We start from the raw sequence: 12536 nt of genomic DNA on the forward strand, positions 1-12536 counted from the left end.
TGGGTCGTGGGCGGTTAGTCGAGCTTGGCCGGCGGCGGCTCCTGCAGCGGCTTCTGGCCGTCGACGACCGGTACGATGGTTTTCGTTTCCGCTTCGATCGGCACCATCTTGTATTCCTGGCCGTGCAGGTTCTTCAGGTAAACCTCCATCTGCCGAAACGAGATGTTGATGTGCTGCTTCTTGAACTCGCGGTTGATGAAGCGGTTGACCTCGTCGAGCACCGGGTTGCGGTCACCGAGATCGCGCACGTGCATGCGCAGTTCGTGGTCGAGGGTGCTTTCGCCGAAGTTGAGGAAGTACACGTGCGGCTCGGGTTCTTTGAGCACGCGCGGGTTTTCCCGGGCGGCCTTGAGCAGCAGTTCCTTGACCAGATCCAGGTCGGAGCCGTAATCCACGCCGAGTTTCAGAGTGACGCGGGTGATGGTGTCGGTCAGCGACCAGTTGATCAGTTGCCCGGTGATGAACGTCTTGTTCGGGACAATGATGTCCTTGCGGTCGAAGTCGGTGATGGTCGTGGCGCGGATGCGGATCTTGCTCACCGTGCCCGACAGGTTGCCGATGGTGATGGTGTCGCCGATCCGCACCGGGCGTTCGAACAGGATCATGATGCCGGAGATGAAGTTGGCGAAGATCTCCTGCATGCCGAAACCGAGGCCGACCGACAGCGCCGCCACCAGCCACTGCAACTTGTCCCAGCTGACGCCGAGGGTCGACAGGGTCGAAACGAAACCGACCCCGGCAATCACGTACGAGAGCAGCGTGGTGGTGGCGTAGGCGCTGCCCTGGGCGAGGTTGAGCTTGGACAGCACGAACACTTCGAGCAGGCCGGGCAGGTTGCGCGCCAGGGCGAAAGTGATGCCGATAATGATCAGCGCACCGAGCATGTCGCCGATGCTGATCGGCACCATGCTCATGTTGGCGCCGGTGCCGCTGGTGTATTCGTAGAGGGTGATGTTGTCGAGGTACGAGAACACCGTGATCAGGTCGGCCCAGACCCAGTACAGCGCGGCGATGAAACCGCCGAGCAGGGCCAGGCGGATCAGGCGCAGGGACTGTTCGTTGACCTTCTCGATGTCCAGGGTCGGCTCTTCGATCACCGCTTCGCCGTCGCCGGCCTCCTTGGCGGCCTGGCGTTTGGCCAGGGCGCGCTGGTAGGCCAGGCGTCGCGCCGCCACGGCGAGGCCGCGGACGAAGGTCGCTTCGATGACCAGCCAGAACATCAGCAGGTACAGGGTGTTGATCAGGCGGTCGCTGAGTTTCAGCGCGGTGTAGTAATAGCCGAAGCACACCGCGACAAACAGGGCGATCGGCAGCAGGGTGAACATCACGCCGACGGCCTTGCGAAACAGCGAGGCGTTCTCGTGGGCCGGGCTGCTGATCAGCAGGCGGCTGAGCAGCCACGCCATCAGCGCGTAGCAGGTGAGGACCACCGGCATGCCCAGCACATCGTCGGCCAGCGCCGCCGGTTGCAGTTCGGCGACCGCCACCACGGCCACCAGCGCCATGACCACCAGCCCCAGGCGCCGCACCCAGCCCTGAAGGAATTCGACCTGAGGTTTTTCCCAGCGGAAATGCAGTTCGGCGACACCGCCCGGGGCGAGGATCCGGTAAGCGGTGTAGAACACCAGCCAGGCCTGGCCCATCTGCAACAGCGCCGCGCCCATGTTGGCGTTCTGCCCACGGGCGTCGATCTGCAAGGCCAGGCCGCACAGGCCGAGGCCGAGCGCGACCGGCATTGCCAGCAGGATATTGATCAGGATCGCCTGCGGGGTGTGCCACTGGCTGTCACGCTTGAAGTGGCCGATGTCCTGGTGAACCTTGTTCAGTCGCGCATACAGATGCTTGCGTCGCCACAGCAGGGCACCGATCAGCAAAGCCAGCGGCAGGAACAGCAGCGGGCGCTGGATCAGGCCGTCGCTCAGCTCGCTGAAACTGGACGCCAGCGGCAGGGTATCGATCTGCCGTTTCAGGCGCTCCGGTACGCCGCGCATCCACTCCATGTCCAGCGGCTTGTTGCTGGGAATCCAGAACATCTGCTCGTCGAGGGTCGCACGCAGGCTCTGCGCGGTGCTCAGCAGTTGCTTCTGGTTCAGTTGCAGGGTGATCGATTCGTTGAGCACCGCGCTCAGTTCGCGGTTCAAGCGTTCCAGCAGGTCGGCGCGGGTGTTGGCCAGTTCCAGCAGGCTTTTGCGCAGTTGCGGCGTGACCTGCTCCGGCGGTTGCGTCGACAGCAGGTTGTCGACGTAGGTCGCCGGGTTGCTCAGCAGCTCGCGCTGCTGGCTGACCTCGAACTGGTACAGGCGAATGTCGGCGATCTGGTCCGCCAGGTCGCGGTCGACCTTGAGGCGCGGCAGGGCCTGCTTCTGCTTATAGAGAATCTTCGACAGCAGCAGGCTGCCCTTGAGCACGTTGATCTGTTCGTCGAGGGCCGAATCGCTCTGGGTCACGCTGTCCAGTTGCTGCTTGGTCTGCAGGTTCTGCTGGGTGACTTCGTTGAGGCGGTCGGTGCTCTTGAGCAGGTAGTCGGAAAGCTTGAGGTTGGCTGCGCTTTCGGTGGCCAGCAGGCTGCTGCCGCCGGCCTTCTGCGCTTCGATGGATTGCTGGGTGACGGTTTCCTGCGACTGCGCCAGGCGTTTCTGGTTGATCAGGGTCTGCAGTTCCTGGATCTCGCGGTCGAGGCGGTCGGATTTTTCCGAGAGCAGGTCATGCTGGCTGTTGCCCAGGTCCTGCAACTGACTGTTGCCGGCCAGTTCCTGACGGCGCAGCGGGATCAGGGCGTTGAGCGCGGCCAGTTCGGCGTTGAGCAGGTCGCGCTGCTCGGCGCTGATCGTCTTGCCGCTGTCCTTGCCGGTCTTGAGGATGTTGTTGATCTGCTGGATGCGCGTCTGGCTGCTGGAAATCTCCGCCTGTGCCCGCTCGGGGCGGGTCTGGGCGGTGATGATCAGGCTGTTGGCGTCGGCCAGGCTTTTTTGCAGGTCGCTTTGCTGGGTCGAGCGCTCGGTGAGCATCTGCTCCAGCTGCTGGATGGTTTCCTTGGCAAAACGCTGCGCCACCGGCACCACGGTGCTGGCCTTGAGACGAGTCAGCTCGCGGGCGTTCTCGATCGTCTGCTTCGGCGCCGTGGCCAGTTGCTGCTTGAGATCGCTGAGCTTCTGCTCGTAGTCGCGGCGGTTGTTGAGCTGGGTCAGGGTGTTTTGCAGGACGCTCTGCAGGGCCTTCTGATCGGCTTCCGGCAGTTTGCGGTCGGCGATCTTGTCCAGGCTGGCCTGCACGGCTTCGCTGGACGGCGGTTCGGCGGCTTGCAGCGGGCCGACAGAAAGACTCAGGCCCAGCAGGGCCGCGACGAAAAAGGAGCGCAGGGTAGGCATAGAGACCGGTCAAGCAAGTGATAGTGGACGCAGTTTAGAGGAAGAGGCCGGGACCCGGGCGACTTCCTTCGGGGAATCTGACGCCCACTTTGCCGATCTTGTTCCCGTCCATGGCCGCGACCGTCCAGTGGGTATTGTTCCACTCCACCTGGTCGCCAACGATCGGTGCACCCCCGACTTTGTGGGCGATGAAGGCGCCCAGGGTCATGTCCGGATCGATGCCCTCGGCCGGCAGGCCGTACAGGGCCGCAACCGCTTTGAGCTGGGCGTCTCCTTCGAGAACGAAGTCGCCGAAGAAGCGCAGATCGAGGCCGCGTTGCGGGGCCTGGCTGAACAGTTTGCCGAGCGCCGGCAAGTTGTGTTCATGGCCGATAACACACAGCAAATCATCGACTTCGAGCACCGTACTACCCGACGGATGGAGCAGTTGCTGGCCGCGAAACAGCGCAGCGATCCGCGTGCCTTCAGGCATTTTCAGCTCGCGCAGGGGCGAACCGATGCACCATTTCTCCGCGCCGAGCTTGTACACGAACAGCTCCCACTCGCTGGTGATGTGCACTTCCAGCGCCGAGCGGGAGATCGGCGCGGGCTCCGGCGGTACCGTCACCTTGAGCAGCTTGGCCACCCACGGCAGGCTCGTGCCTTGCACCAGCAGCGACACCAGCACGATAAAGAACGCCAGGTTGAAATACAGCTGCGCATTCGGCAGCCCGGCCATCAGCGGGAACACCGCGAGGATGATCGGCACCGCGCCGCGCAGGCCGACCCAGGAAATGAAGGCCTTCTCGCGACCGTGGAAGGCCTTGAACGGCAGCAGCCCGACCAGCACCGACAGCGGCCGCGCGAACAGAATCATCCACAGCGCCAGACCCAGGGCGGGCAGGGCGATCGGCAGCAGGTCGTGCGGGGTGACCAGCAGCCCCAACACCAGGAACATGCCGATCTGCGCCAGCCAAGCCATGCCGTCGAGCATGTGCAGGATGCCGTGACGGCTGCGCACCGGGCGGTTGCCGATCACCAGGCCACACAGGTACACGGCGAGGAAGCCGCTGCCGTGCAGGGCGTTGGTCAGGGCGAACACCACCAGGCCACCGGCGATCACCAGGATCGGGTACAGGCCGGTGGCGAGGTTGATCCGGTTGACCAGTTGCAGCATCAACCAGCCACCCCCGAGGCCGATCGCGCCGCCGATGCCGAACTCGCGGATCAGGTGCGTCAGCAGGCTCCAGTGCAGGCCGGTCTGGCCGCTGGCGAGCATGTCGATCAGGGTCACGGTGAGGAACACCGCCATCGGGTCGTTGCTGCCGGATTCGATTTCCAGGCTGGCGGTGACCCGTTCGTTGAGGCCTTTGCCGCCAAGCAGCGAGAACACCGCCGCGGCGTCGGTGGAACCGACGATGGCGCCGATCAGCAGGCCCTGGATCAGATTGAGATCGAACAGCCAGGCTGCGGCCATGCCGGTCAGCCCCGTGGTAATCAGCACGCCCACGGTCGCCAGCGACAACGCCGGCCAAAGGGCCACGCGAAAGCTCGAGACCCGAGTGCGCAAGCCGCCGTCGAGGAGGATCACCGCCAGGGCGAGGTTGCCGACCAGATAGGCCGTCGGGTAGTTATCGAAAATGATCCCGCCGCCATCGACCCCGGCGGTCATGCCGACCGCCAGAATAATCACCAGAATCGGGATGCCGAGCCGCGAAGACAGTGAGCTGACGAGAATGCTTGCACCTACCAGCAACGCGCCGATCAAGAACAGGCTGTTGATGGTCGTCGCATTCAAAGGCAGTACTCCAGAAGCGGAAAGACGGGCACAAACTGACCATGCAGTCTGCGTGCCAGCGATTCTAACCTGTTGAAATGTGATGCTGTCAAAAAGCTTTTGTACCAGCGGAGGCGATCGTTGCCATGCTACGCGTGGGAACGCCTCAGTGGACGCTCTGCGTGCGCTTTTGCGACGCGGCGCGTCCCGGCTGCATTCCCACGCAGACGGTTCGACGCCTCGTCGCGGGAACGATCAACGCAGAGGGCGGCTGCATTCCCCCGCATAGCGCGGGAACGATCAACGCAGAGAGCGGCTGCATACCGCGCAGACGGTTCGACGCCTCGACGCGGAACGATCAATGCGCAGGGTCAGAGGCTGAAGCGCCCAACCATATTGTTCAGATCCAGCGCCAGGCGCGACAGCTCGCTGCTCGCTGCACTGGTCTGATTCGCCCCGGTCGCCGATTGCACCGACAGATCGCGGATGTTGACCAGATTGCGATCCACTTCGCGGGCCACTTGCGCCTGTTCTTCGGCAGCACTGGCGATCACCAGGTTGCGCTCGTTGATTTCGAGGATGGCGCTGTTGATGGTGTCCAGCGACAGGCCGGCGCCACGGGCGATGTTCAGGGTCGACGCGGCGCGCTCGGTGCTGTTGCGCATCGAATCCACGGCGTGTTCGGTGCCGCTCTGGATACTGCCGATCATCCGCTCGATTTCGCTGGTCGACTGCTGGGTGCGATGCGCCAGGGCCCGCACTTCGTCGGCAACCACGGCAAACCCCCGACCGGCTTCACCGGCACGGGCTGCTTCGATGGCCGCGTTGAGGGCCAGCAGGTTGGTCTGGTCGGCCAGGCCGCGGATCACGTCGAGAACCTTGCCGATGTCGCGCGACTCGTTGGCCAGGTCGCCGATCAGGGTCGCGGTGCTCTGCACGTCGGCGCTCATGCGTTCGATGGCGCTGACGGTTTCCTGCACCAGGTCACGGCCGTCACCGGCAGAAGTGGTGGCGTTTTTCGAGGCTTCGGAGGTGCTGACCGCGTTGCGCGCGACTTCTTCGACGGCGCTGGTCATTTCGTTGACCGCGGTGGCGGCCTGTTCGATTTCGTTGTTCTGCTGGGTCAGGCCACGGGCACTTTCGTCGGTGACGCTGTTCAGCTCTTCGGCGGCGGAAGCCAGTTGCGTGGCCGAGCCCGAGATCCGTTGCAGGGTGTCGCGCAGCTTGGTCTGCATTTTGGCCATGGCCGCCAGCAGGCGCCCGGCTTCGTCGCTGCCGTCGACGTGGATCGGCTGGGTCAGATTGCCCTCGGCGATGGTCTCCGCCGCTTCCAGGGCTTTCGAGATCGGCTTGGTGATGCTGACCGTCAGCAGCCAGGCGAACAGCAGCGTCAGGCCGGTGGCGATCACCAGCAAGGTCACCACCAGGTTGAATGACAGCGAATACTGGTCGGTCGCGCCCTGATCGGTCTCGGCGATCTGCTGGGTATTGATCTCCAGCAAGCGTGCCAGCGCGGTGTTCACCGCCTCGGAGTTGGCCAGCAGATCGCTGTTGAGCATCTTGCGCAGGTCGTCGACCTGGTTGTTGCGCGACAGGGTTTTCATCCGCTCTTCGAGCTGGCGGTACTGCCCCAACAGCTGCACATACTGGTCATAGGCTGCCCGTTCCTGCGGGCCGTCGATCAACGGCTCGTAGACACGCTGGGCATCGGCAATCTGCTTGTTGCGCAGTTCGAACAGCTCGATGGTTTTCTGTTGCACATCCGGCTCGCGGTTGATCAGCAGGCGATAGGACAGCACGCGCAGGCGCAGCGTCAGTTGGGTGAACTCATCGAGTGCCTTGATCGACGGTACGCTGGCGGTGGCGATGTCCTCGCCGGCAGCGCGGATTTTGCTCATCTGATTGAGGGCGAACACGCCGAGAATCAGCATCAGGCCGCCAATCAGGGCGAAGCCGGTGAACGCCCGGGGGGCGATATTCATATTGCGAAGGGACATGGGGCGGATACCAGGAAGGGCCGCATCCGTGCGGGCTGAGACTGCTGTTGAGTGACTTATCGGTTCTACGACTAAAGTCTTGAGCCGGTGTGCGTATTTGTCGCACGCGGGGTCGGGCGACGAAGTGCAGGAACCAGATCGGCAGATCACAGTCTTTTAAACTCGCGAGAACGGTCGGCCACCAGGAAAATCAAGGCCTTGCGCCGGTTTAACCCTGGCATCGGCAGTGACTTTTCTTTATCGTACGCGCCCTTTGAAAAACGCTTGGAAGATCAAAATGTTGGAAGCATCCCTCAGCCAATTGGAACAGCTCGTCAGCGACCTGGTGCAACAGAACCAGGCCCTCACGCAAACCAACCAGACCCTGTCCACGGAACTGGCCCAGGCCAAGGATGAAAACGAAAGCCTGCAACTGAGCCTGATGGAACAGGAAGAAAAGCACGGCGCCACCGCCGCACGCATCCAGGCCCTGGTTGATCGCGTCAACGCAGGTCCGGTCAGCGCATGAACCACGGCACAGCAGGGGTAAAAGTCATCTCCATTCTCGGGGAGGACTATTCGATCAAGGCACCGGCCGGGGAAGAACAGACCCTGCTGGATGCGGCATTGATGCTCAAGGCGGCCCTGGCCGACACCAAACGCAAGTACCCGACGTTGATCGGTGATCGTCTGCTGGTGCTGGCGGCGATGAATCTGTGCTCGCAGCAGATCGAAATGAAGAAGCAGCACCAGCAGGAACTCGCCCGTTACCAAGAGCAAGTCAGCGCCACGGTCGAGACCATCGCCAGGACCATCGGCAAGGATTGATGTTCGTTGCCCGCGCGGGGTGCCTGAAGGACTCGCTTACGTGCAAAGGATTTGAGTCGGGAGTTCCGTCATGGAACTCCGAACTCAACCGTGGATGTACCGTTTCAGGGAGTGATGATGCGGGTAGTCCACAGTCCGACAATGACTTGCTCTTTTCCCATTCGCTCCATGATTTTGTAGGTTTTCTGCGCGACAGCGTAGGTTCCTCCGTCCTCTACGAAAAAGTTTCCTACGGCAATACTTCTCGCCATTTGTTGGAACAACACGAAGTAATCCTCGGATTTGCCAGTTCCATCTTTCATCACTGATTCAGTATTCATAATGATGTCCCTCTGGTGGCGGAATAAGTCGGGTACTCAAGGCGTTGAATGAAAACCTGGTGGATTTCCAGGTTTGTTCATCGTGGGCGTGCGCCGATTATTTGTAACCTGTCATAAGTGACAGGTGGCTTTTCATACAGTGAGTCATTTCGATTGAGCGGACGGCAGCCTTCATACGCATGAGGTTCTGTGTGCAATCCGACCGTCGATGTGCTGGCTCGAATGTATACAATCGGCACGCCTATTGCAGTGTTTCCGCCTCTTATTCCTGGGGGGTGCTCCATGCAGTTCTGGCGTCGCAGTATTCAGTGGCAGTTGATTCTCGGCATGGGCACGGCCCTGCTGCTCAGCATTCTGATTGTGGTTGGCATTTATACCCTGGTGGTCAACCGCCTCGCCCAGAGCTATCTGGTCGAGCAGGCCCTGCCGTCGAGCATCGAAGCGACGCGCAACGACATTGAACGCATCCTCGTCCAGCCGCTGACCGCCGCCAAGGACATCGCCAGCAACAGCATGGTCCGCGACTGGCTGGCCAACGGTGAAGACAGCAGCAAAACGGCGGCCTTCGTGCAGTATCTGCAGGCTATACGTACCGAACACAAAGCGTTCACTGCGCTGATCGTGGGTACCGCGTCCAATCACTATTTCACCGAAAAAGGTCTGGATCGCACCCTCAGCCGGGCAAATCCGGCGGATGCCTGGTTCTATGCCTTCCTCGACAGCAACCAGCTGCGCACCCTGAACATCGACAACGACGGCGCCACCGGAGAATTGGCGCTGTTCATCGATCTCAAGGTCGAGCAGGCCGGCAAGGTGGTCGGTGTCGCCGGCCTGGGCCTGAGCATGAAAGAACTGTCGGAGCTGATTCACAACTTCAGCTTCGGCGAGCGCGGCAAGGTCTATCTGGTGCGTTCCGACGGTCTGATCCAGGTCCATCCCGAGGCGCAGTTCAGCGGCAAGCGCACCTTGAGCGAGCAGGTCGGTGCACCCGCCGCGCAAGCGCTCATGGGTCAAAAAGTTGCCACCAGCAGCACTTTCCAGCGTGACGGCGAGGACTTCCTCGCCTTCAGCCTGCCGTTGCGCGATCTCGGCTGGACCCTGGTGGCCGAAGTGCCACAGGCGCAGATCTATGCCGAAGCCCGCCGGGCGATGTGGATGAGCAGTGGCATTGGCCTGGCCGTGGCGCTGGTGTGCCTGGCCTTGGTGATCTGGTTGGCCCAGGGCCTGGTGCGGCCGATTCGTCAGGTAACAGCGGCGCTGGTAGCAATCGGTAGCGGCGGTGGAGATTTGACCCATCGGTTAGATTCCAGTCGCGCCGACGAGCTCGGCGACCTTGCCCGCGGCTTCAACCGTTTCCTCGACAGCCAGCGCGGCATGATCGGTGAAGTGCTGACTACCAGCGAGCGCTTGCGGGTCGCGGTCGGTCAGGTGGCCAAAGTTGTCGATAACACCGCCGAGCGTTCCGGACGCCAGCAGGAAATGACCGACATGGTCGCCACCGCCGTCCACGAAATGGGCCTGACCGTGCAGGAAATCGCGCAGAACGCCGGCAACGCCGCGCTCGCCTCGCAAACCGCGCGCGACGAAGCGTTGCAGGCACGGGAGGTGGTGGGTGGTTCGATTCGGCACATCGAAAGCATGTCCGATGAAATCGGCGTGGCGGCGGGTGCTGTCGGTGAACTGGCGCAGCAGGTGGCGTCGATCGATCAGGTGCTGGCGGTGATTCGCGGTGTGTCCGAGCAGACCAACCTGCTGGCGCTCAACGCCGCCATCGAAGCGGCCCGCGCCGGCGACATGGGTCGTGGGTTTGCCGTGGTGGCCGATGAGGTGCGGACTCTGGCGCGGCGCACCCAGGCGTCCACCGACGAGATTCAGCTGATGATCGGCAGCCTCAAGCAGGGCGCGGATAACGCCGTAGCGTCGATGCGTACCGGCCAGGCGGCGACCGGAACCGGCGTCGAGTCGAGCCAGCGCACCGGTGCATCGCTGACGGCGATCACCGGACAGGTCGAGCGCATCAGTGACATGAACCACCAGGTGGCGACGGCGACGGAAGAGCAGTCGGCGGTGACCGAGGAGATCAATCGCAACGTGCAGGGGATTTCCGATCTGGCGCGGGCGACGGCGGGCGAGGTTCGCGCCTGTCGCGAGGATTGTCAGACGTTGCAGCGCCTGGCGGATGATCTGGCGCGGCAAATGGGCGGGTTCAAGCTGTCCTGATGGATGCCTAGCCTGGGCTGACGCCTTCGCGAGCAGGCTCGCTCCTACATGGGCTGCGGTGCGTTCACAAACCCGTGATCACCTCAATACCTATGGGAGCGAGCCTGCTCGCGAGTGGTTTCAGCCGCTAAAAAGCGCCTGGATCAGAACCACGCATCCTGCATCGCCAGGCACGTATCATCCCGCGCTTCAAGTAACGCCAGTTCATGCTGGCAAGCCGGCACTTCCCACGTCAGGAAATACCGCGCCGCCTGCAACTTGCCCTTATAGAAGTCGGCATCCGCCGCATGACCGTTGGCCAAGCCTTCCTCGGCGCGAATCGCCTGCTCCAGCCAGCGCCAGCCGATCACCGTGTGGCCGAACACTTTCAGGTACAACGCCGAATTAGCCAGGCTGCTGTTGACCTTGCCCTGCGCCAGATCGGTCAGCAGGCCAATGGTCACGGCTTGCAGGCGCGCCACCAGTTTCTCCAGCGGCTCGCGCAGTGCGGTCAGCGAGGCATACGCAGTGGCCCGCTCGGCGGTGTCGGCGATCAGCCGGATCAATTGCTTGAGCCCCGCGCCGCCGTTCTGCGCCAGTTTGCGGCCGAGCAAATCCAGTGACTGAATGCCGTGGGTGCCTTCGTGGATCGGGTTCAGGCGGTTGTCGCGGTAGTACTGCTCCACCGGATATTCACGGGTGTAGCCGTGGCCGCCGAGGATCTGGATCGCCAGTTCGTTGGCTTTCAGGCAGAACTCCGAGGGCCAGGATTTGACGATCGGCGTCAGCAGATCCAGCAGTTCATGGGCCTGTTTGCGCTCGTCTGCGCTGTCCAGCGTGGTGGTGTCATCGAACAACCGTGCCGCGTACAGGCCGAGGTCAAATGCCCCTTCGACGTAGGATTTCTGCGTCAACAGCATGCGTCTGACATCCGCATGCTGAATGATCGCTACGGGCGCGGTGGTCGGGTCCTTGCTGTCCGGCACCCGCCCCTGCGGGCGTTCGCGGGCGTATTCCAGGGAATACAGATAGCCGGCATAACCGAGCATCACCGCGCCCATGCCGACGCCGATCCGTGCCTCGTTCATCATCTGGAACATGTAGCTCAGGCCATGGTGCGGCTTGCCCACCAGATAACCGACGCACTCGCCGTTATCGCCGAAGTTCAGCGCGGTGGAGGTGGTGCCGCGCCAGCCCATCTTGTGAAACAGCCCTGCCAGCAGCACATCGTTGCGCTGGCCGAGGCTGCCGTCGTCGTTGACCAGGAATTTCGGCACGATGAACAGGGAAATGCCCTTCACCCCTGCCGGCGCGTCCGGCAGTTTGGCCAGGACCATGTGCACGATGTTCTCCGACAGCGGGTGGTCGCCGCCGGAAATGAAGATCTTGTTGCCCTTGAGTCGATAAGTCCCGTCAGACGCCGGCTCGGCGCGGGTACGAATATCCGACAGCGACGAACCGGCATGGGGTTCGGTAAGGGCCATGGTGCCGAAGAAGCGGCCGTCGATCATCGGTTGCAGGAAGCGTTGCTTCTGCTCGTCGGTGCCGAAACTTTCGATCAGGTTGGCGGCGCCCATGGTCAGGAACGGGTATGAGGTCGAGGCGGCGTTGGCCGACTGGAAATGGGCGAAACAGGCCTGGGAGAGCAGGGTAGGCAACTGCATGCCGCCGGCGTCGAAACTGCGCGCGGCATTGAGGAAACCGGCCTCGAGGAAAGCGTCCACCGCCGGTTTCACTTCGGGGATCAGAATCGCCTGACCGTTCTCGTAGCGCGGCTCGTTCTCGTCGCCCTTGCGGTTGTGCGGTGCGAAGTATTTCTCGGCAATGCTGCGTGCGGTGCCGATGGCCGCATCGAACGTCTCGCGGTTGTGCTCGGCAAAGCGCTCGCGCCGGGTCAGGCCCTCGGCATCGAGGACTTCGTACAGCTCGAAAGCCAGATTGCGGGAACTGAGCAGCGTCTCGGACATGGCGGCCTACCTTTGAGAGAGTATGCCGCAGTCTAGGAAGGCCCATAAAAATGGGGAAGGAAGATAGATGAGGGTGATGGGGCGGCACAAGCCACAAGCTTCAAGCTGCAAGTAAGAGCCGT

General features: G+C 62.4%; 8 protein-coding genes and 1 pseudogene. 4 read left to right on the forward strand and 5 right to left on the reverse strand.

Translation table 11 applies throughout. The features are described from left to right. Positions 1-14: 14 nt before the first annotated feature. The 3 genes from mscK to QRN70_RS20675 form a co-directional block, all read right to left on the reverse strand. Positions 15-3368, reverse strand: a complete 3354-nt coding sequence (gene mscK / locus QRN70_RS20665) for a mechanosensitive channel MscK (protein ID WP_285419752.1) — start codon at positions 3366-3368, stop codon at positions 15-17. A gap of 34 nt (positions 3369-3402) precedes the next feature. Then, complete coding sequence (locus QRN70_RS20670; protein ID WP_285419753.1) at positions 3403-5145, reverse strand: potassium/proton antiporter; 1743 nt, start codon at positions 5143-5145, stop codon at positions 3403-3405. A gap of 350 nt (positions 5146-5495) precedes the next feature. Next, positions 5496-7121, reverse strand: coding sequence for a methyl-accepting chemotaxis protein (locus QRN70_RS20675; protein WP_285419754.1), 1626 nt, complete (start codon positions 7119-7121; stop codon positions 5496-5498). A gap of 277 nt (positions 7122-7398) precedes the next feature. On the opposite strand from QRN70_RS20675, the gene QRN70_RS20680 reads away from it, so the two are divergent. Both QRN70_RS20680 and QRN70_RS20685 read left to right on the forward strand, forming a co-directional pair. After that, complete coding sequence (locus tag QRN70_RS20680; RefSeq protein WP_285419755.1) at positions 7399-7629, forward strand: hypothetical protein; 231 nt, start codon at positions 7399-7401, stop codon at positions 7627-7629. Next, entirely contained in the window at positions 7626-7928 is a 303-nt protein-coding gene (locus QRN70_RS20685) for a cell division protein ZapA (protein WP_285419756.1), read from the forward strand. Before QRN70_RS20680 ends, QRN70_RS20685 begins: the two co-directional genes overlap by 4 nt. A 104-nt stretch (positions 7929-8032) precedes the next feature. On the opposite strand, the gene QRN70_RS20690 is transcribed toward QRN70_RS20685, so the two are convergent. Then, the gene (locus QRN70_RS20690; RefSeq protein WP_285419757.1) at positions 8033-8248 is read right to left on the reverse strand and encodes a hypothetical protein; all 216 of its coding nucleotides are present in this window, start codon (positions 8246-8248) and stop codon (positions 8033-8035) included. A 327-nt stretch (positions 8249-8575) separates the two neighbouring features. On the opposite strand from QRN70_RS20690, the pseudogene QRN70_RS27855 reads away from it, so the two are divergent. Continuing rightward, a pseudogene (locus tag QRN70_RS27855) lies at positions 8576-9601 on the forward strand (cache domain-containing protein); the annotation flags it as partial. A gap of 135 nt (positions 9602-9736) precedes the next feature. Beyond that, a complete protein-coding gene (locus QRN70_RS27860) occupies positions 9737-10468 on the forward strand; it encodes a methyl-accepting chemotaxis protein (RefSeq protein ID WP_502941651.1) in 732 nt (243 codons plus the stop codon). Positions 10469-10611: 143 nt separating this feature from the next. Here the strand turns inward: QRN70_RS27860 and QRN70_RS20700 are convergent, their stop codons facing one another. Further along, complete coding sequence (locus QRN70_RS20700) at positions 10612-12414, reverse strand: acyl-CoA dehydrogenase (protein WP_285419759.1); 1803 nt, start codon at positions 12412-12414, stop codon at positions 10612-10614. Between the last annotated feature and the right edge of the window lie 122 nt (positions 12415-12536).

This window comes from Pseudomonas sp. efr-133-TYG-5, from assembly GCF_030209175.1.
In the GTDB taxonomy this organism is placed as follows: domain Bacteria; phylum Pseudomonadota; class Gammaproteobacteria; order Pseudomonadales; family Pseudomonadaceae; genus Aquipseudomonas.

What these genes read in the sequence shown, in the direction of transcription:
- QRN70_RS27860 (WP_502941651.1), top strand. Translation starts at nt 9,737, where the DNA reads ATGGTCGCCACCGCCGTCCACGAAATGGGCCTGACCGTGCAGGAAATC.
- QRN70_RS20690 (WP_285419757.1), bottom strand. Translation starts at nt 8,248, where the DNA reads ATGAATACTGAATCAGTGATGAAAGATGGAACTGGCAAATCCGAGGAT.
- QRN70_RS20685 (WP_285419756.1), top strand. Translation starts at nt 7,626, where the DNA reads ATGAACCACGGCACAGCAGGGGTAAAAGTCATCTCCATTCTCGGGGAG.
- mscK (WP_285419752.1), bottom strand. Translation starts at nt 3,368, where the DNA reads ATGCCTACCCTGCGCTCCTTTTTCGTCGCGGCCCTGCTGGGCCTGAGT.
- QRN70_RS20700 (WP_285419759.1), bottom strand. Translation starts at nt 12,414, where the DNA reads ATGTCCGAGACGCTGCTCAGTTCCCGCAATCTGGCTTTCGAGCTGTAC.
- QRN70_RS20675 (WP_285419754.1), bottom strand. Translation starts at nt 7,121, where the DNA reads ATGTCCCTTCGCAATATGAATATCGCCCCCCGGGCGTTCACCGGCTTC.
- QRN70_RS20680 (WP_285419755.1), top strand. Translation starts at nt 7,399, where the DNA reads ATGTTGGAAGCATCCCTCAGCCAATTGGAACAGCTCGTCAGCGACCTG.